Raw genomic sequence first — 20558 nt, forward strand, 5'->3', positions numbered from 1 at the left:
TCCTTATTAGTTACTTATTACACACTGGGTCATATCCAATCACAGTCCATATTCCTGTACTGTCTTGTCTTACGAGTCTTTCTAGATATACTCTTCTAATAGGAGTTTTATCTCCTGGCACTTCTACAATTGCTTCTTCCCCAGTGTTTTTTACTACTTTAAGATCTTCATATTTGATAGGATAATCCCCCTCAATACCTTCTGGAGAAATCTTTAAGCTTACGAAAACCTGAGCCACAAATGCTGGATCTAGCTTCCATGGTGAATGTCCTGCATCAACACTCTTCTGATCATTTTCCTCTATTTTTAAATTAACTGGAACTTTAACTTTTGGTTTATCAGAAAACTTCTCTTCTAATGATGATATCTCTATTGCTCCATTTTCTAAGTTTTTTATAGCCGATTTTGATTGCTCCAAAGAAATATCTTCATTCACTGCATATACCATGTTAGTTCTGCCAATAGATGCTACTGTATTCAATGCAATAATTACCGAAGCTGCTATAATAGAAACTATACCATAAAACCATCTTCTTAGCTTATTTAAATGCTTATTAGGCTTCCTCTCTTTATTATTCATTAGCCTATACCTCCATTATTTAATCCCTTTTAAAACATTTTTATAAAAAATATTTTAAAAGCTATAAACATCTAAAAGTGTTTTTATGTTATTGTTTATCTTATCTACATCTACAGAATTTATTATCTCATCTTTCAAGTTATATTTTTGCTTTAGTTTCAATATTCTATGCACACTTTCATTTATTCTTTTGTCTGATATTTCTCCTTTTGATACTGCATCCTTTAGAGCATTAATTACTTCTATTTCATTATTATAATCATGACCAACCAATATAATATCAGTTCCAGCATTTACTGACTTTATAGCAGCCTTACCAATATTATAATTTTTAATTATTGCTCCCATAGTCATCTCATCGGTTATTACAACACCATCAAACTTAAGATTATCTCTTAGTATATCTGTTATAATAATTTTTGACATAGAAGAAGGATTGTCTTTATCAATTTTAGGTAGAAGTATATGAGCAATCATTACTGCATCTGCGCCATTCTCTATAGCTTTAGTAAAAGGAACTAGTTCAAAGCTTTTCAATCTATTTAAATCGTTATTTACAGTTGGTAGTCCTATATGAGAATCTACTGAGGTATCACCGTGTCCTGGAAAATGCTTCACCACAGGAATAACATTTTCTGATTGTATTCCTTTCATAGTTTCAACACCTAAATTACTTACTATATCAGAATTTGCTCCAAAAGATCTACTCCCTATAACTGGATTTTTAGGATTACTATTAACATCAAGAACTGGAGAAAAGTTCATATTAAACCCAAAGGACTTTATTTCATCTGCAATAGTTCTTCCTATTTTGTTTGAAAAATCACTATTATTTATCTGTCCAACTGCTTTATTAGTAGGAAGTCTTTTAAATTCCTTAGGCATCCTTGTTACTTTTCCACCTTCTTCATCTAGAGAAAAAAATAAAGGAATATTGTTATCTGCATTTTCCTTTTTCAACGAGTTAACTAAAGCAAGTAACTGCTCAGTACTCTGTACATTTTCATCAAATATTATAAATCCTCCTACCTTATGTTCCTTTATAAGTTTTTTGGAATTATCATTTAAATTATATCCTTCAACACCTACCATAAGCATTTGCCCAATTTTCTCATCTATTGTCATTGTATTTATTTTTTCTACTATATGGTCAACTTGTTCAATAACTCTAATTATTTTAGCGTCCGCTTGAACAGGGTAAGACTCTCTTACTCCTCCTTCAAATATAATTTCTACTTTTGCTCCCTTTTTTAAATCATTTCTTTCCAATTCTTTTTTAGTATTATTATCATAAATCTTAGTTTTCTCTCCAATATTAACACTAGCCTTATCATATTCTGTATCTTGCTCATTTTTTCTCTCTACTAATATTCCTGTTGCTTTATTATTGCCATCTAATAATACTTTTGTTATTTCTCCTCTTACTCCAAGCTTTTCCTCATTAATTTCCTTATTACATCCTATCGAAGAAAAAGATAAAAGAATGCACATAAGTAATACTATTTTCTTTATCATAATCTTAACCTTCCTGTAACTTTTATTTTACTTATATATACGTGAATATAGTAAAAATATCCTTTTTATCTATTACATATAATCATAAATTCAATAACTATTATATTTTTACTCACCTTTATATTTGTTATAGTAACTTTAAAATTTATTATAAAAGTGTATACTATTGTTATGACAAATTTTTATAAGGGTGGCGTTATTGATGAAAAATATAAAAGTATTTATAACAGATTGGTGTCCTCATTGTAAGCGAGCTATTAATTGGATAGATGAAGTAAAAGAAGAAAATCCTAAATATAGAGATGTTAAAGTAGAAATAATAGATGAAGAGAAACATCCAGATATATCTAAACAGTATGATTACTATTATGTCCCTACTTATTATGTTGGAAATGTTAAGATTTATGAAGGAGGAACTACTAAAGATATTGTTGTAAAAGCTTTTGAGGAGGCTGCTAAATAAAAAATTTGAGATATTTTAATATATAGAAAAGCTATGAGTTTTTTCTCAAAACCCATAGCTTTATTATATCATATTTTTACAAATTAGTTTTCAACTGTTTTAGCTTAGCTATCACTTCATGATATTCCTTATCTAGTAATGCTACATCATCCTTCTTTGATGGCATAGATAGTCTTCCTATAACTTCTGAAAGACGATTCTGTAGTACAAGAATTTGTTTTTTAATTTCCTCTTTTTCATTATTTAAACATTTATTTTTGCTCTCTATATACTCCTTATAGTTTCCATTAAACATATTTATTTTATGATTTTCTATGGTCATTATCTGCTCTGCAACAGATTCCACAAATCTTCTATCATGAGAGACAAATAGTAACGTTCTATCATACTCCTTAAATGCATTTTCTACAACTTCAAGAGAATTTATATCCATGTAATTAGTAGGTTCATCTAATATAAGCAAATTTATATCCTGTAATAGCATTTTTTACTGCCATTATATATTTTTATCTTGCCATCCTCTACTTCCAATATCTTATTACAAAGCTTATCCAAAAAACTTCTATCATGAGATATTAACACTAATGCACCTTTATATTCACCAAACTTTTTCTCCATAAGCTCAATACCTTCTATATCCACATTACTGGTAGGCTCATCTGCAAATATCAATAAGCTGTTATTACTTAAACCATCCGCAAGCTTAAATCTGGTTTTTTCTCCCCCACTCATATTCTCATTCCAAGTATTTTGTACACCAAACCTTGAAGCCATTTCATTGCTAATTTTTCTATTTTCAGGTTCTTCTAGCTGATATATATATGAGTATCTTTCATATAGCTTAACCCATCCTTCATCTGGTTCTAATCTCTTACTTAGTATATTAATCAAAGTGGTTTTGCCTACCCCATTTACACCTACAACACCTATTCTATCCTCAGAATAAATCTTCAAATTTTCTAAATCTAACATCAATCTATCACCAAAATATTTTTTAATATTACTGCATTCCATTAATAACATAAAAAATCCCCTCCTTGTAATCTGGAGAGGATAGCGTAATAACTATGCTAAGCCCTAATTCATTCTAAATTAAATCTCAACTTATATGTAAATAACTAGAAAGGCATACTAAATATTTGATTTAGTTATGACTTCTTACTCCTCTACGTATAGTAAGAGGAGTTTTATATTATTACACATTAAGATTTAAGTAGCTAACTAAGGTTAAAATCGCATTATATGACAAACTATCAACAGTTACAGAACACTATCCACTCTCAAAATTTAATAAAATGCATGACAATAAAGCTTTATTAAAAACTTTATTTAAATTTTCATTTTACATAATTAAAAGTGAGTTATATTCTCATTTCTGCCAATACCTTGCCCTTTCTTAAAACAAAATTTGTTAATATTCAATATGATTATATAGATAAATCACATAATTGTCAACTTATGGATAATTTTTATATTTTTAATAAAGCTATCGCATCATGTACAAAATGCGTGAAAAAACAGTAAGATATAAATAATTTATGCTTTCGCTATGAAAAATAGTTACTACAACTTTAGAACATATAAGACCCAATACAATTCCTGTAATAACATCTAATGGATAATGTACATTTAAATAAACCCTAGAAAAGGCTATTAATGAAGCTAAAACAACTGCCATAATACCTAATTTATTGTCCATCATAATAAGTATACCTGATGCTGCAAATGAAGATGCGGTGTGTCCTGATGGAAAGGAATAGGTTATAGGTTTTGATATTAGCAGTTTATTTATCTTCATATGTTCAAATGGTCTTGTCCTTTTTATAATGTGCTTTATTATTCCCTCTCCAATAATAGTAACTAAAATTATGGAAGCAATTACCATATAACCTTGGATTCTGTAATTCTTATTCTTTATTAAATATACTGAAATAATTGCCCACACTATGGCGCCATTACCTAGTGCAGTAATCAATGGCATTACTTTATCAAGTACTTTACATCTAATTTTTTTACTTAATAAGTTCAACATTTTTCTATCAAAAATCTGTAAGTAAGTTATCATATAGTAATCACTTCCTTCCTGTATTTTTATTTAAACTTGAAAATATATTACTTATTATATTACATATATTAATTCTATCATAGATTTTAATAATATTTTATTTAATTATACAATATTAGTGCTGTATTTACTTAAATTCATAGTCATAATATATGGATTTAAGACCTTTTCTTTAAATTTATCGCTTGAATATTGATTAGCTTTAATAACAGCCTCTTTGGCCATATTTTCTCTCAACCTAGGGCTTTGTAAAATTTCAACTACATAATGACCAAACTCCCACGGTTTTTTATATACAAATCCATTCTTTCCTTGAATAATAATACCTTCTAAACATTCATCCCATTTACAAACTATCGGACATCCGCTACTTAATGCTTCAATGTAGGTTAATCCTTGAGTTTCACTATTTGATGCTGTAACAAAAACATCTGATATTTTATAATATTTGTAGATATCTTTAGGGTTTATCATGTCCGTAAAATAAACACTATATTCTAATCCTTCTCTTTTAACTAAGTTTTTTAAATTCTTAAGCTCTGGTCCTGCGCCTACAATTAAAAGCTTTGCACTTGTTATTTTATTAATAACTTCTTTAAAAAGAGTAATTATTTCATCTATATTTTTTTCCTTAGCTGTTCTACCAACATAAGTAATGATTTTATCTTGAGAATTGATTCCAAGTTCTGAGATAATTTTTTTCTTCTCGTCAATAGAGACATGTCTTTTAAACTTTCTTAAATCTATCCCTGTTGGAATTACATATATATGTTTATACACACCATAACTTAAAAGAACATTTTTAGTTTTTTCAGTAGGGGCTATGATAGCATCAATAGAATTTAAAAGTATCTTTGTTAACTTTGCTGCTGTGCTTTTTCTAATTATCTTTCCTCCCATCAGATATTCTAAATAATCTTCATACATGGTATGGTAAGTATGAATGTGTGGAATTCCTAGCTTACTGGAAATATATTTTGCTACAAACATTGTAGAAAACTCAGTTTGAGAATGTACAATATCAGGCCTCCATTCTATTACTTCATTTATTAGCTTATTATAAAATGGAGCCTTAATCCTTGCATCAGGATATATTCCTACCCCTAGAGACTTTAAATAATATATATCCCCTATTACCTTTTGCTCACCTGTTTGAGATAATGTCAGTATTCTCACTTCATGTTCACTATTTTTCAACTCTTCATATAAGATATTTATTGAAGTACTCACACCATTTATCATGGGAAAAAATGTATCCGTTGTTATTAAAATTTTCATATTTCCCCCTATTAAATTAAATCATGATATTTTAGTTCTAAAATCATAAAGTAACATCTTAATTTATTCAAAACTTATTTATGCCTTTATCATAGTATAGATTAATTAAAGTATAATTAATAAAAGATTAAAATTAGATTAAAATAATTATTAAGCAATTCCTAATTACTTTTCTTTTGCAAGTAGCCTTACAATGACATTTTGGTCATTAACTTTTAATGTTTGTTTATCTTACTAATCATATATTGCTAAATGCAATTCCTCAATTTTCTGCTTAACACTCACATATTTTAGGAGCAATATTAATGTTACTACATATTATAAAAGTATGTAGTTAAAACATAGGCTCTTTTTAACTTGTGTTTAATAATGTGGGGAGATTAATGATTATGAAAAAAGGAAAAAATAGACTAAAAAAATTTATGCTATGTACTATAATTTTTTTTGGTACTTTGCTTAGCATGTATTTAGCTATGTCCATATATTTTATGAATCGTTTTTATTTTGGATCCTCAGTTAATCGCATGGATATTTCAGGTAAAACTGTAGAAGACGTAGATAAACAAATCACATCTGAACTTACCTCATATACACTGCTTTTAGAAGAGCAAGGTGGTGTAAGAGAAGAAATTAAAGGGTCTGATATTGGTTTGAAATATAATCATAATTCACATGATAAAATTAAAAGTTTAAAAACTAGTCAAAATCCTTTTCAATGGATTTATAGCATTTTTAATAAGACAAACTTTCAACTGTCTGATATATCTTTATATGATGAAGAATTACTAAAAAAACGCGTAAATAATCTCTCTTGTTTTAATACGAGTAACATAATTGAACCTAAAAATGCTAGTTTTAAGTATACAGATAATGGTTATAAAATTGTAAAGGAAGTTGAAGGGAATAAAGTCAATAAAGACATTTTATATAATCATATTGGAGATGCAATTACTAAAGGAGAAACAACTTTAAATTTAAAATCATCAAACTGCTATGAAAAACCGCAGTATACTTCAAATTCTAAAGAAATCATTGCTGTTAAAAATTTATTTGATAAATATACGTCCACAAAAATTACCTATACTTTTGGTCAGAGTACAGAGATTTTAGATGGCTCTATAATAAATACTTGGCTTAATGTGGATGAAAATTTGGAAGTTATATTTGATGAAACAAAAATCAAATATTATATAGATACACTAGCAAAAACCTATGATACATTAGGTACTACAAGAAACTTTATTACATCATTAGGAAAGACAGTAAAAGTTAGTGGTGGTGACTATGGCTGGTCAATTAATAAATCCAAAGAAGTGCAGGACATAATTGCAGTTATAAAAAACGGGCAATCTATAACCAAAAAACCAATATATAAGCAAACTGCGCTATCCCACGGTATTAATGATATTGGTAATACTTATGTTGAGATTAATCTCTCAAAGCAATATTTATGGTTTTATAAAAACGGCTCTCTTATTGTAGAAGGAAGTGTAGTCACAGGAAATGTACGCAGAAATCATTCAACACCTGCAGGTACTTATAAATTAAAATACAAACAAAAAGATACAGTTTTAAGAGGAGCAGATTATGCTTCACCCGTTAGTTATTGGATGCCGTTTAATGGAGGTATTGGTATTCATGATGCAACTTGGAGATCAGCATTTGGTGGAAATATATATTTAACAAATGGTTCCCATGGCTGCATAAATGCACCCTATCAAGTAGCAAAAGCAATATTTTATAATATTGAAGCAGGAGTCCCGGTTATTTGTTATTATTAATAATAATACACTGCATCATCTATTTAATAATAAATTAATGATTATAATTCAAAAGGGCGACTGATTTTAATCAATCGCCTTTTTAGTATTATAAATATAGCAAAATAAAATAACCTATTATAGGAGAGTGTAAAACTATTTTATAATATTAAGATACGCAAGTTATTTAATTAATTCATTCATTGCAATTGCTATATTTTTTAATTCTTCAGCATTAGTAGCTATCTCTTCACTTGTAGCCGCACTCTCACTTACTGAATCACTTACTGTACTAAACATATTTATAGTATTTTGTGTTTTTTCAACTATATCAGAGTTGAAGATTACTACGTTTTCTGTTTCCTTAAGTAAGTTACTTGTTAATTTATTAATTTCATCTATGTTTTCTCCGGACAACTTTAAATCTTCGATCATACTAATTACATTAGAAACTGTTTCATTCAAAAATTTATTTCCCACACCTATTTTGTCATTATTATCTTCCATTAGTTCTTGTACCTGATTAGTCTTTTCTTTAAATTCGTTAACAATGGTACTTATATCACTTAATGACTTTTGGCTATTATCTGCAAGTCTTCTAACTTCATCTGCAACAACAGCAAATCCCCTACCTGCTTCCCCTGCCCTTGCAGCTTCAATACTAGCATTTAACGCTAATAGATTTGTCTGCTCTGAAATACTACCTATAACCGATAATATTTCATCCATTTGTCCTGATTTTTCTTCTAAAACCTTTGTAGCATTATAAGTTGTTTTTATACTCTTTATTATGCCCTCCATAATACCTAGTACACTTTTTAAAGATTCCTCATTATCATTGGAAACACTAACTAAATTTATAGAAACATCTTTAGTATCTTTCGCTTTTAAAGATACCATTTGATTTATATTTAGTAATGTTTGTAAACTATCCTTACTTTTATATGACTTATCTAACATTTCCTTTGAATCTATACTTATCTCATGACTAGTGCTAGCAATTTCTTGAATTGAGCTGGCTTCTTCTTCAATCATAGTTGATAACAAGTTACTTGATTTTAATAGTCCATTTGAAAATTCAGCTATCTTGCTAAGTAAACTTGAAATTCTATCATTTTTTTCTTTAAGCATATCTTCATTGGCTTCCACATCTTTAAGTAGCATAGAAGCAAAGAGTGTAAAAATAAAAATTCCGATAGAAATAAGTGCTATAACTATAACTCTTATAATTAATTCTCTTACAATCACCTGTTCGTCTGGTAAAATTGAAGCATTGAATTTAAATATTATAAATTGGCATAATACACCTATTATTATAGATAATATATTCATTTTATTATCTAAAAACAATGCCCCTATTATTATAAAGTAAAAAACACTTATCCATAATTCCTTTGATGGAATCATTAGTGAGATATATAGATAATTAATATATGATATTACTAATATAATTGGCTTAAACTTATTTAACTGATTCATCCAATTATCACTAGCTTTTAATATTGATTTATAAATTAATCTAAATGTTAATACCTCTAATAGCACTACTAATGTAAATATTCCAATGTAGCTCCATTTCACCTCATCATATAATCCAAAAAGCTTCATAAATGCAAATATTATTCCTGCTGCTAGGGCACTTATAGAATAGATAATTAAAACAAATTTTAGAGTTTTCTTTTGATAATTACTTACAATTCCATCATTATTAGGCATAAGTATCTCATCCCCTTTTTAAGCATTATTTGTGTATTATAAATTTATTAATAAATTTTTCTAACATTTATATAATAATGCAGTCATTATATATCCACCAGCTACTGAACAAAATATTAAAATATCATCCTTATTAAATTTTTCTTTTTTTACTCTATCATCTAAAGCCATAATAGGGCTTGTACAACCAGTATATCCATATTTATCACCAACAAATGTTGCTTTATTTAAAGAAGCTTCTAGCTTGTTTAATGTTAATTCTATATCAGATTTAGAAAACTGAGACATAAAATAATGAGAAACATCTTTTGGTTTATATTCATTTTCTTTTAATAATTCAGTTATTAATTCTGTCCATTTGTCTGAAAGAAATCCAAAATCAAATGGATTCCATTCCATTTTTTTATCATGTGCTTTAATAGTACTTGGGACATTTGATAACCCACATGCAGGAAATCTAATAGTTTCATTATATGTATCATCTGTAAATACTCTAGATCCTAATAACCCTCTTTCTTCATTCTCTTCTTTTACCTCTAATATAACAGCAGCTGCACCATCTGCAAGACATGAATAAACAACCATATCATCTTCACGTGCAAAAGGACTTATGAGCATTGATCCAATGACTAAAATTCTCTTATATTTTTTATCAGTTTTTAAATACTTTGATGCAATATCTATACCAGTAAGCATACCTACGCAATCATTGTTTACATCAAATACATTAGTAACATTATCTGCTTGTAACTTATTTTTTAGTATTAATGCACAGCATGGAGTTAAATATTCTGGAGTATCAGAAGCTGCTATTATAGCATCAACATCTAATGAAGTTAATCCAGCATTTATAAGAGCATTTTTAGCAGCTTCTAAACCCATAGTTATACTGTTTTCATTTTTTCCAGCTAAAGTCCTTGAATTTCTTCCAAGTTTTTTCATAAGTCCAATTACATGTTTTTCTGATCCATAACGCTTAAAATGATTAATATAATATTGATTTTTAACTAGTTTTTTAGGATGATAACTTCCTATTCCTCTTATATATACATTTTTAAACATAATAATCTCCTCCTTGGTTTGCTTTATTAATATTTATAAAACAAAAAAAATGCTATAGGATCCTTAATTGCAAGGACACCTTTAGCACTTTATAATAAACATTATATATAAAACATTACTTTATTAAAATACTTTGGCAACCTGGCAATCATTGGATTATCTATCCATTAGACCCATAGCTTTGCGTCCCTATTTTTCAATAGGTTTGCTATTTTCTATATTTATTTGGATTGCATTCACCTATTTTTACATAAATTTGAATACATATATATAATCGGCTTTATTTATTATTTCTTTAGCATATTTTATTATAATCTTATATAGTTACGAAAAGTAAAGTCCAACTAGGATCATTAAACTGCTCCTTTAATAGTATTATTTAATGAATCAATTTTCAAACTTTTTCATATTACAGATTAGAAGATACAGGTGTATACGTATCGTTAGAAATAAACTCTGAATCAATGAGCACTCCGTTCTCATATGTTTTTCTTATAACTTTTACTTTATAAACATTCTCATCTTGATTTATATGATTTTCAATTACATATATTTTTTTCCTTAAATTGGAATTCGAAAAAATATTAATATACAAATTTTTATTTTGAGTATGTGCCTCTATATATATTGGATAATCAAGAGTATTTGTAAACTTAAAGTCTATATTTTCCCAATCAACTGTAGCATCAAGCCCAAGTTCTACATAGGAAGAAGGTAAAGAATGATTGATTCTCTCTATATTCTGTATTCCTGTTTTTAAAATTGCATTATATAGAGTAGATGATACCTGACAAATACCTCCCCCTATTCCTGATTCAATTTTATTGTTAATTATAACAGGAGCCTCCATATATCCTCGTTCTTTTGTTCTCTCTCCTACTACCTCATTAAAACTAAAAACTTCACCTGGCATTAAAAGTGTACCATTTATAGCGTTAACACAAACGTTAATATTATTAGCTCTCATAAAAGATGATGATTTAAAACTTGTGCTAAATGAAGATATGCAAGTATTAATACCAGAAAGTTTAGACTTTGTAATTTCGGCTTCAGCCTTTTTAACATGTGCCTTTATATATATGTCACCACTTCTTCCTGTTTTAATTACATCTTCAATACATTGATAAAGTTTCTCTCTCTCAACTATAGAGCCTTTTGTATCAGCTTGTATTTGTATTGTACCTTCATTACTCATTTTTATTGTTGCATTTGCAGGGCTCTTATTGATTTCTTTCTCAATACCACTTATAAATCTCTTAATATCCTCATCATTACAAATAAGATCTAAACTATATGCCTTATTACTTCCTATCTTTACAAGCTTATGTTGTTCAATTATGCTTAAATTTTTCCCAAAGTTGAATGCTTTATCAATAGCACTATCAATACTATAACTCTTAATTAAACGAGACTTATCTACAGAGTAGATTTTATCATCAATAGTTACATACAGTTTCTTGTTACGCATATCATTTATATATTGAGTTTTAATTATATTTCTTGCTTCTTCCTTGCTTTTGCCACCTAAATCAATATCAGCTATTTTTATACCATTATAAATTAACTGGCTCCACTTCTCATTTTCTATATTTAATCCCCATATTGAACCAATTATTAAACCCAAAAAACTTGAAACAAATTGAACTATTAAAATTTTAAAGACAAAAGTAATACGATATTTTTTCTTCATCATTCCCTCATAAGTTGTCCTAAATTTGAAAGGATATTATAATGCTATTTTGAAAAAAAATTAATGATTTCACCTATTTTTTGAGATTCGTATTTAATTTCGTGTATTTGCTCTTCCAACATACTTTCATTAATTTTTATTTGTTCTTGGCAATCATTAATTAAGCTTGATAGCTTGGCTATTTCTTCTTTATATTTAGCAATACTGTCACTAGTTTGTTTATAATAACCATCCATTACCTTACCTAATAATTCTAATCTTTGTTCTCCATCAGAAAGAAGTCTGTTTAAATCCATCTTGGAAGCATCAATAATATTTATAACCGATTGCTTTACTATATCTTTGGGTAAATTTTGTGGCAAAGCATTGATTAAATTTTGCAGCATGAAAACTGTATTAATATTACTATTTTCAAGTCCATGTAAGGAATATATCTCATCTATAGTCATTTTTTCTTCATATTTATTATTATCAATTGTGGAAGATTTTTTCTCAATAACTGGTTCAATAATTTTAACTTCTTCTTTGTAATCATTAGCTTCAACATTTACAATATTATCCTCATTATTTACCACTTCATCATATTTAATATTATTTTTTAAATCTGAATTAGTACACTCTGACTTTTCTTTATTTACTTTTTCTACTAAATTGTACTTTTCTAAAATAGACATTACTTTTGACATGGTATACACTCCTTAATATTAAAACTTTACTATAGCTATATAAGTCGCCAGATAACCATTTTTCCTATTATTATACCTAACACAAACATAATTAAACAAAAAAAGATATACCGAAACTTATCTGTAAATCCATATTTTGTTCCAGATAATTTCTTTTGAAAAAATTTTAATATAATTTTACAAAAGATTAGTGAAATTAAAAAAAATACAGCTCCAATTAAGAAAAATTTTATTATCAACTATAATCACATCCATATTATATATATCGAAGTCATTTTAGTGAATTTTAATAGTTTTTAATTATTTTATTAATTTAATTATATGCCACATAATATTTCAACTAAATATATATAGTTATTTCAAATATTTATGAATTAACTGCAATACTCCGTGTAAATCTTCTATACCTATTTGACCAGGAGCTGATGCTTTTTTAGCTGCAGCAAATGTCAGTGCAGAGCCAAATATTTCCCCTGCTAAACGACTTATAGCACCCATTCCTGACATAGACATTGTTATGATAGGTCTGTCAGCATATTTTTCTGACATAATTACTGTAGCTTCTAGTAATTCCAAAACATCTAATTTGGATTTTGGCATTACTGCGATTTTAGGAATATCTGCGCCTAAATTCTGCATTTTTCTTAAACGATAAATTATATCGTCTTTAGATGGTGTCTTACCAAAATCGTGATTTGAAGCAATAACTTTTACACCTGAAGCATGTGCACTTTCAATGATATCTTTTACAATTTCGTCTCCTGTAAATGCTTCAACATCTACCATATCAACTAATCCTGTTGCTGCTACAGCTTTATTTAATTCAGCATATGTTTTAGGGTCAATTTTCTTTTCTCCACCTTCTTTATATGTACGAAAAGTAAATAATAAAGGAATATTGTTTAAAGCAGGCACTAAATCATTTAAAACATCTTTTACCTTTTCTATATCAAAAACATCATCAAACCAGTCCACACGCCATTCTACAACATCCACATGTATATTTGAAAAACTTAATGCTTCGTCTACTATTTCTTTTTTAGTTTTTGCTACTATGGGTACACAAATTTTCGGTATGCCATCACCTAGTACTATATTTTTTATCTTTACCGTATTCATCTTGGCCTCCTTAAATCTTGTAATACATATTATTATATACAATTATGTGTGGATTTTCACACTTTCTTCCTGCATCAGATATTACTTCTACTAATCTCTAATTTACATGAATCATCTCTTTTTATAAAAGCAAAAACTGCTGGGGACTTTCCAGCAGTAATTATTTATTCTATATCTAATTCATCAATATCAATTCCATTTAAAATTTCTTTAAGTTCTTTTAGTTCTTCTTTATTTAATGTAATTCCCTTTCCCATTTTCTCATGATTTTCATCCCATTCACGAATATCTACCTTTGGCTTTTTCTTATTCCAAGTCATCACATTGACTTCTCTTTTCCAGCCCTTTGTACTTTCTGATATAACTCCTAAATTTTGTTTAATATCAAATTTAAAATCTGCCACTATTAACACTCCTCTTAAGTTATTATTTGCTGAACTCTTCCAACTATCCCATCTTCAAGCATAACCTTAATTCCATGATGATGATTTGGCGAATTGGTAAGTATTCTCTTAACTGTCCCTTCAGTTAGTTTACCTGTGCGTTGATCTTGCTTTTGTACAACAAAAACCTTTGATCCTATTTTTATATTTGATCTATTAGTTCCATCCATAATTTTGTTCCCTCATATTCTTTGTAGTCTTTTCTTATTTATACCGCTATTCATTATATCATAGTTATTAAGTAATAGTATCCTTAGTGTGTAACTTTCTCCAAATAAAAGCCTTTGAAAATTCAAGGACTTAGCTTCTTACCACTATTATCTTTTATTTATACAGCGAATAATAGGCTCAATAGCCTTTTTGTCTGTCCAATCAACTGCATTGTCATAACAATCTAATAATCCTTTAATATATTATATTTGTTCTACCTATAACAATATGCTCATACAACTATTTTAAAGAATCTGATCTTGTTTTTTTAAAAAATTATAAAGTATAACTGAGCTAATGGAACATAACATTGCACAAATTCCTACAAAGGCATATCCAGCCTTCATCCCTATTATAAGTCCGTTTTCTACACCATATATATCTGTGAAAATATTTTTAAATAATTCTATAATACCGCCTACTAAAAAATTTCCTATAACACTTCCTATTCCCATAAGTGTTACCGTGAAGGTAACAGCTGTGCTACTATTCTTGGAATATCGCTTTGATAAAAGAGCCATTACTGTAGGATAAATCGGTGCTATACCTGCCCCTGCAAGGGCAAGTAAAATCGCAGCAGATTGTCCAATAATTATTCCCATAAGAGTAAGAAGTCCTGCTCCTCCCGAAAAAATTATAAGTGATTTTGTAAAACCAATCTTATCTGTAAATGGTCCAAGTAGTAGTCTTGAAAGCGTAAATGTAAAAAAGAATGCTGAAAGTAACCCTGATGCAGCTTTTATATCCCATTTATAAACTTTTTCAAGGAAATTAACTAACCAACCACCAACAGCAAGCTCTGAAATTACTCCAAATGAAAGAATGATTACTAACATCCATGCAGCAGGATCCTTTGCATATTCTTTAATTGATATACTTTCTTCTTCTTGAGTATAATCCTCAGGGAACTTTGGAAGTAAAGCTATTATCAATGGTACTATTGATAAGGATAACATTATTAAATACATTTCATGCCAACTAAAACTTTTACCTAAAGCGTTTATTTTCATAAGCCCAGTAGCAATGATCGGTGCTATAGTTGAGCTTAACCCATAGAAAAAATGAGCTAAATTCATCATCATACCAGCGTTTTTAGTAAAAACCTTTACCGATAATATTCCAAGAGCTATTTCTAGTATTCCATTACCTATATACATTAAGAAATAAGCTGCTGACAGCGTAGTATAATTTACTGATAAAAATATTAAAACTCCTGAAAGAGCCATAGTTCCAAAAGCAAATAAATTAGAAAATCTTATTCCGAATTTTTTTGTAAGCATGCCAGTAAAACTACACGCAAGAAGATATCCTAATGAATTAAGCGCTAGAAGTAATCCTATCTGCATTTCATTAAGGCCAAAATCTACTTGTATACGTGGAATAGCTGGCCCCTTTATATTTTCTGAAAATCCAAATACTAGATAGCCAGTAAATACTAAGGCCAGTAAAATATAATAATTTTTATTATAAAATTTATTTTTATTAGACTCCAAAACTTTTCCCTCAATTCATTTCCTTTATGTTAAAGATAGTATAATAGCACTTGCCAGGTGCCTGGCACCTGGCAAGTTATTTTTTACTACCGCAAATTGGACAATTTTGAATGCATAAGGGCAACTCAAGAGAACTGTTATTCATTAATTCCTCATTGGATAAAACTTCTCTTGTTGGTCCATCGGCAATAACAGTTCCTTCACTAATTATTATTGTTCTTTCACAAGTTTCCCAAATCATGTCCATATCATGCGTTGCAATAATCTTTGTATGTGTAAACTCTTTTAAAAGAGATATTAATCTTCTCCTTGATTTTGGATCTAATGCTGCTGTTGGTTCATCCATTATAAGGATATCTGGCTCCATGGATAGTACAGTTGCTATTGCCGCCGCACGCTTTTCTCCTCCAGACAACTTATAAGGTGGTCTATCTTTAAGGTGTGATATTCCAACGGTTTCAAGAGCTTTCATGACTCTTTTATGTACTTCTTTTTCATCTAATTTATAATTACGTGGTCCAAATGCCACATCTTCATATACTGATGGCATGAAAAGTTGATTATCAGCATCTTGAAGTACTAACCCTATTTTTTCACGGATTAAGGGCAAGGTTTTCTTACATATCATAGTATCGCCAATATAGACTTGACCATTTATTGGAAAAATAATTCCTAATAGTAAATTTAAAAGAGTTGATTTACCCGCTCCATTTGCTCCTACAATTCCAACAGATTCTCCTCGACTTATTTTAAATGTAATTCCATTTAGTGCTTTTTTCCCATCGGGGTAGGAATAGTATACATCCTTACAATCTATAAAATCATGGCTCATGTTATCACTCCCATTATAATCTTTCCTAATACTTCTGGAATATTAAAAAATCTTGCTATTAAAAAAAATGTCACCCATAAAAATAAATATGCTATAGAGCCAATTGATAGTCTGCTATCTGCAGAAAAAAAATATTCTCCATTAAATCCCCTTAATATCATTGCATCATATACTCTATTTGCCCTATCAAAGGCTCGTAATAATATTTGACCTAAAAGCGATCCTGAGACTTTAAAAGACACGCCTTTCCGCCTTGGCGCCCTTAGATGATACGCTTTTATAACTTGTGCTGTTTCTTCTAATAATACAGAAATATATCTATAAGTTAAAACAAATTGAGTGACAAAAATTTTTGGTATAAATAGTTTTCTTAATACTAAGGCTATTTTTTCAATTCCAGTTGTAGCTATTAGAAGCAATCCTGCCAAAACTGTTAAACTACACTTTATCATCAATGATGCAAAGGAAATCCATCCACCAGAAATATAAATTTCTGATATTATAATATAAGTTTTTGTATCAAATACTGGATTAAATATGCCAATTCCTATAACAAAAGGTAAAACAATAAGAGACTTTTTAAATATTGGGGAAAATGGTACTTCAGATAAAATAAAAATTATGATTGGATAAAAAACATATGGTAGTAATCCTATAATATTATATTTCCCAAAGGACAATACTACTACTAAATATATTATTGTCACAAGTAATTTTATACTAGGATTTATTTTATGGATTATTGTGTTCTTAGTAGCTAATTCATCCAAAAAATGAATATTATAAATCGATTCAGTTATATTTGCCATATCATAGATCATCCCTTAAGCAAAAATATTGGCGAGGTTACTCCCCTCGCCACCTGTAAATTTATATTGATGTTGCTTTTCTTTTCTTACGTCTGAAAAAAGTAATAATAAATCCAGTTAAGGTAGCAAGAACTAAAGTCATAATTCCGCCTAAAATACCCGATACACTCGTTTGTGCATTAACAACTTGTGCTGCTTCTTTCTTCTCTTCATTTCCATCTTTATCTATGACTTCTGAAGTCTTAAAACTGTAATCAGGTAAAAAGGCCACTTTATTTTGTATTTCAGAAAGTTTTGCATGAACACTTCCTTCAGCGTTTAGTTCTGATGTACCTGCTGTCTTAATCATTGCCCATTCTAATCCATCTGGATTGCTAGAAGCAAATGATGAAAGAACACCACCTACTATTATAACACTTGTTATTATCACAATAAAAATCTTTTTTATTGAAACATTACCTAAAGGCTCTTTTAAAGAAGATTTTTCAATAATTTCAGGACGTGCTTTCCAAACAAATGAAACTACCGCTGCCGTTACAAGTCCCTCCACAATTCCAATAGCAAGATGAATAGGCTGCATTAAAAGAACAAATGTACCAAAAGGCAACTCGGTTTTTCCTGAAAACAGTGTTTCAAGAACAACACTGAAAGCTCCCATCTGAAGTCCAATTATTGCCGCAATTATAGATGCACTATAAATTCTTTTAGTGTTATATCCTTTTTTCATAATCATTTTATAAACTAATGGATATACAATAAAACATGTATAGAATCCAAGATTAAATACATTAGCACCAAAAGCTAGTAATCCTCCATCAGCAAAGAAAAGTGCTTGGATTAGAAGTACTGATGCCATTGTTAAAAAGCCAGCATGGGGTCCAAGTAAAATGGCAAGAAGTAATCCTCCGCCAATATGTCCACTTGATCCAGTGCCTGGAATTGAAAAATTGATCATTTGAGCTGCAAAAACAAAAGCTCCCATAACACCCATTAAAGGTACTTTTTTATCATCTAATTCATTTTGTACTTTTTTTATTGAATATGTAGCAATACCAGCTGTTGCACTAAACATTGTTCCACCAACAATTGGTGAAATCAAGGCATCTGCCATATGCATATCATCACACCCCTAATAAAATAATAACTCATAAAGGGCAACTTTAATCGCAACCCTCTATGAGTTTTATTCCTGTATATACAAGTTGTCCGAATAAACTTTCATAACTTTAATTGTAAATAATTGTATCATATTTTTTTACAATTGTCAATTTTCACTTTTATCTTATAATGATTTATATATGTTTATCTTAGTCTTATATATTTCCACTTTCCTGTTTTAAACCTTATATAAACAAATAGCCATCTTACAAATTGATCTACAAATACTGCTATCCACGCTCCTGTTAAACCATATCCATATATATTCACAAATATATGTGCAAGTGCAACTCTAATTAATATTGCTCCGAAAAATGTAGCTATTAAAGGCCAAAATGTATCTCCTGCTCCTCTTAGTCCTCCTGCTAATATAAGCTGAGATGACTGAAATGGTTGAACTAGTGCTATTATTTTTAAAGCTATAGATGACTTTTGTATAATCTCCGGATCATTTGAATATAATCCTACAAGCTGAGGCCCAAAGAAAAAGAATATTATAGCCATAAAAGTAGATATCATGGATCCAATTCTTCGTGTTTCCTTTGCATAATCTTCAGCCTTGGAAGGTTCGTTAGTTCCAAGGCTTCTACCTACTAATGATGAAGCTGCTATCCCAAAAGCCTGACCTGGTTGAAAGGAAAGACTTAATATATTTAGTGATATTTGATGTGCTGCATAAACAACTGTTCCAAGTCCTGCAACTATTTTCACAAACAAAAGTATACCTATCCTTAAAGCCATCTGTTCTAAGGAGGCAGGTACACCTATCTTTACTAAATTATATATAATATTTTTATTAAATTTAAAAGATTTATTTAAATTAAGTTTAATAATACTTTTACCTTTTATAACATACCTAAATAAAAGTATACTTGCAACCACATTGGATATAGCAGTAGATATTCCTGCTCCAGTAATGCCAAGGCTTGGAAATCCAAAAAGACCATATATAAGAAGTGCATTACCAATAACATTTAAAAAGTTTGCTTTAAGGTTTATCTTCATAGGTATTTTAGTTTCACCAATTCCTCGAAGCGCCGCTGATATAGACATACTGAATGATTGAAATATAAAACCTATCATAATAATTTTAAAATAAGTTTTGCCTACTTCTAAAGTGTCCGATTGTGCTCCCATGAACTTCATAATAGGCTCAGTAAACATTATTCCCATTAATGATAGAGGTATTGCTAACATTATCAAACTTAATAGTATTACATGCTTTAATGTAGTTTCTATTTTTTCATTCTTACCAGCACCTAGGTACCTAGCTACCATTGCTGTACCGCCTACATTTAACGCTTGAACAAGAGATAATCCTATAAATAAGGGTTGGTTTGTTATACCTACAGCTGCAACTGAAGCTGCTGCCATTGAATTATTATTAATTCTTCCGAGCATTATCATGTCTATCATACTAAAAAGTGATCCTAAAAGAAGCTCTACAAGAACAGGCCAGGCAATATTAATAACATCAGCTCTTGTAGAATTTTTCAGAAACATAAACAATTTATTTTTTTAGAATTTTTACATTCCAAGTCAGTCATTATCATTCTTCTTTCTATAATATTTTATCTATACAATTTTTATTTTACATCACACCATTGCCATTTAGAAGCATATTTTCATATTGTTAACAAATAAAAAGCACCCCGTCCATTTAATTTAGGATGAAGGGT

20 protein-coding genes and 1 riboswitch are annotated in these 20558 nt (G+C 29.1%); of the genes, 2 read left to right on the forward strand and 18 right to left on the reverse strand.

Going from position 1 to position 20558, the window contains the following annotated elements:
* Positions 1-10 precede the first annotated feature (10 nt).
* A complete protein-coding gene (locus CRN98_RS07970; RefSeq protein ID WP_207653582.1) occupies positions 11-580 on the reverse strand; it encodes a hypothetical protein in 570 nt (189 codons plus the stop codon).
* Between the two features lie 54 nt (positions 581-634).
* Complete coding sequence (nagZ, locus tag CRN98_RS07975; protein WP_179632035.1) at positions 635-2095, reverse strand: beta-N-acetylhexosaminidase; 1461 nt, start codon at positions 2093-2095, stop codon at positions 635-637.
* A gap of 202 nt (positions 2096-2297) precedes the next feature.
* On the opposite strand from nagZ, the gene CRN98_RS07980 reads away from it, so the two are divergent.
* Positions 2298-2558: a thioredoxin domain-containing protein gene (locus tag CRN98_RS07980; RefSeq protein ID WP_097026902.1), complete on the forward strand. Its 261-nt coding sequence runs from the start codon at positions 2298-2300 to the stop codon at positions 2556-2558.
* 76 nt (positions 2559-2634) lie between these two features.
* Here CRN98_RS07980 and CRN98_RS18120 read toward each other — a convergent pair whose 3' ends face one another.
* The 4 genes from CRN98_RS18120 to CRN98_RS07995 all read right to left on the reverse strand — a co-directional run bounded on the left by CRN98_RS18120 (position 2635) and on the right by CRN98_RS07995 (position 5901).
* On the reverse strand, positions 2635-3042 hold the full coding sequence (locus CRN98_RS18120; RefSeq protein ID WP_341455799.1) for a hypothetical protein: 408 nt from the start codon (positions 3040-3042) through the stop codon (positions 2635-2637).
* Positions 3024-3581 carry an ATP-binding cassette domain-containing protein gene (locus CRN98_RS18125; RefSeq protein ID WP_341455800.1) on the reverse strand — a complete coding sequence of 186 codons (558 nt, stop codon included), beginning with the start codon at positions 3579-3581 and terminating at the stop codon, positions 3024-3026. Before CRN98_RS18125 ends, CRN98_RS18120 begins: the two co-directional genes overlap by 19 nt.
* A 463-nt stretch (positions 3582-4044) precedes the next feature.
* On the reverse strand, positions 4045-4623 hold the full coding sequence (locus CRN98_RS07990; RefSeq protein ID WP_097026903.1) for a phosphatase PAP2 family protein: 579 nt from the start codon (positions 4621-4623) through the stop codon (positions 4045-4047).
* Between the two features lie 105 nt (positions 4624-4728).
* On the reverse strand, positions 4729-5901 hold the full coding sequence (locus CRN98_RS07995) for a glycosyltransferase family 4 protein (RefSeq protein ID WP_097026904.1): 1173 nt from the start codon (positions 5899-5901) through the stop codon (positions 4729-4731).
* A gap of 389 nt (positions 5902-6290) precedes the next feature.
* Here CRN98_RS07995 and CRN98_RS08000 point away from each other — a divergent pair, with 389 nt between their 5' ends.
* Positions 6291-7682 carry a L,D-transpeptidase family protein gene (locus tag CRN98_RS08000; RefSeq protein ID WP_097026905.1) on the forward strand — a complete coding sequence of 464 codons (1392 nt, stop codon included), beginning with the start codon at positions 6291-6293 and terminating at the stop codon, positions 7680-7682.
* A gap of 162 nt (positions 7683-7844) precedes the next feature.
* On the opposite strand, the gene CRN98_RS08005 is transcribed toward CRN98_RS08000, so the two are convergent.
* The 12 genes from CRN98_RS08005 to CRN98_RS08060 form a co-directional block, all read right to left on the reverse strand.
* Complete coding sequence (locus tag CRN98_RS08005; protein ID WP_097026906.1) at positions 7845-9377, reverse strand: methyl-accepting chemotaxis protein; 1533 nt, start codon at positions 9375-9377, stop codon at positions 7845-7847.
* A 60-nt stretch (positions 9378-9437) separates the two neighbouring features.
* Positions 9438-10439: a ketoacyl-ACP synthase III gene (locus CRN98_RS08010; protein WP_097026907.1), complete on the reverse strand. Its 1002-nt coding sequence runs from the start codon at positions 10437-10439 to the stop codon at positions 9438-9440.
* A 132-nt stretch (positions 10440-10571) separates the two neighbouring features.
* Positions 10572-10659, reverse strand: a riboswitch (cyclic di-GMP riboswitch).
* Positions 10660-10848: 189 nt separating this feature from the next.
* A complete protein-coding gene (locus tag CRN98_RS08015) occupies positions 10849-12129 on the reverse strand; it encodes a VanW family protein (RefSeq protein ID WP_179632037.1) in 1281 nt (426 codons plus the stop codon).
* A gap of 44 nt (positions 12130-12173) precedes the next feature.
* Positions 12174-12815 carry a hypothetical protein gene (locus CRN98_RS08020; RefSeq protein ID WP_097026909.1) on the reverse strand — a complete coding sequence of 214 codons (642 nt, stop codon included), beginning with the start codon at positions 12813-12815 and terminating at the stop codon, positions 12174-12176.
* A gap of 354 nt (positions 12816-13169) precedes the next feature.
* Complete coding sequence (gene aroD, locus CRN98_RS08025; RefSeq protein ID WP_097026910.1) at positions 13170-13934, reverse strand: type I 3-dehydroquinate dehydratase; 765 nt, start codon at positions 13932-13934, stop codon at positions 13170-13172.
* A 164-nt stretch (positions 13935-14098) separates the two neighbouring features.
* The gene (locus CRN98_RS08030) at positions 14099-14338 is read right to left on the reverse strand and encodes a YdbC family protein (protein ID WP_097026911.1); all 240 of its coding nucleotides are present in this window, start codon (positions 14336-14338) and stop codon (positions 14099-14101) included.
* Between the two features lie 14 nt (positions 14339-14352).
* Positions 14353-14547, reverse strand: a complete 195-nt coding sequence (locus tag CRN98_RS08035; RefSeq protein WP_097026912.1) for a YwbE family protein — start codon at positions 14545-14547, stop codon at positions 14353-14355.
* Positions 14548-14832: 285 nt separating this feature from the next.
* Positions 14833-16080, reverse strand: coding sequence for an MFS transporter (locus CRN98_RS08040; RefSeq protein ID WP_097026913.1), 1248 nt, complete (start codon positions 16078-16080; stop codon positions 14833-14835).
* Between the two features lie 76 nt (positions 16081-16156).
* Complete coding sequence (locus CRN98_RS08045) at positions 16157-16912, reverse strand: energy-coupling factor ABC transporter ATP-binding protein (protein ID WP_097026914.1); 756 nt, start codon at positions 16910-16912, stop codon at positions 16157-16159.
* Positions 16909-17721: a cobalt ECF transporter T component CbiQ gene (gene cbiQ, locus CRN98_RS08050; protein WP_097026915.1), complete on the reverse strand. Its 813-nt coding sequence runs from the start codon at positions 17719-17721 to the stop codon at positions 16909-16911. Before cbiQ ends, CRN98_RS08045 begins: the two co-directional genes overlap by 4 nt.
* Before the next feature lie 61 nt (positions 17722-17782).
* Positions 17783-18838 (reverse strand): energy-coupling factor ABC transporter permease, encoded by a 1056-nt coding sequence (locus tag CRN98_RS08055; RefSeq protein WP_097026916.1) that lies wholly within the window; start codon positions 18836-18838, stop codon positions 17783-17785.
* A 185-nt stretch (positions 18839-19023) separates the two neighbouring features.
* Positions 19024-20382 (reverse strand): MATE family efflux transporter, encoded by a 1359-nt coding sequence (locus tag CRN98_RS08060; RefSeq protein WP_097026917.1) that lies wholly within the window; start codon positions 20380-20382, stop codon positions 19024-19026.
* Positions 20383-20558 lie beyond the last annotated feature (176 nt).

It is taken from the genome of Clostridium peptidivorans (assembly GCF_900205925.1).
GTDB lineage: Bacteria > Bacillota > Clostridia > Clostridiales > Clostridiaceae > Clostridium_AK > Clostridium_AK peptidivorans.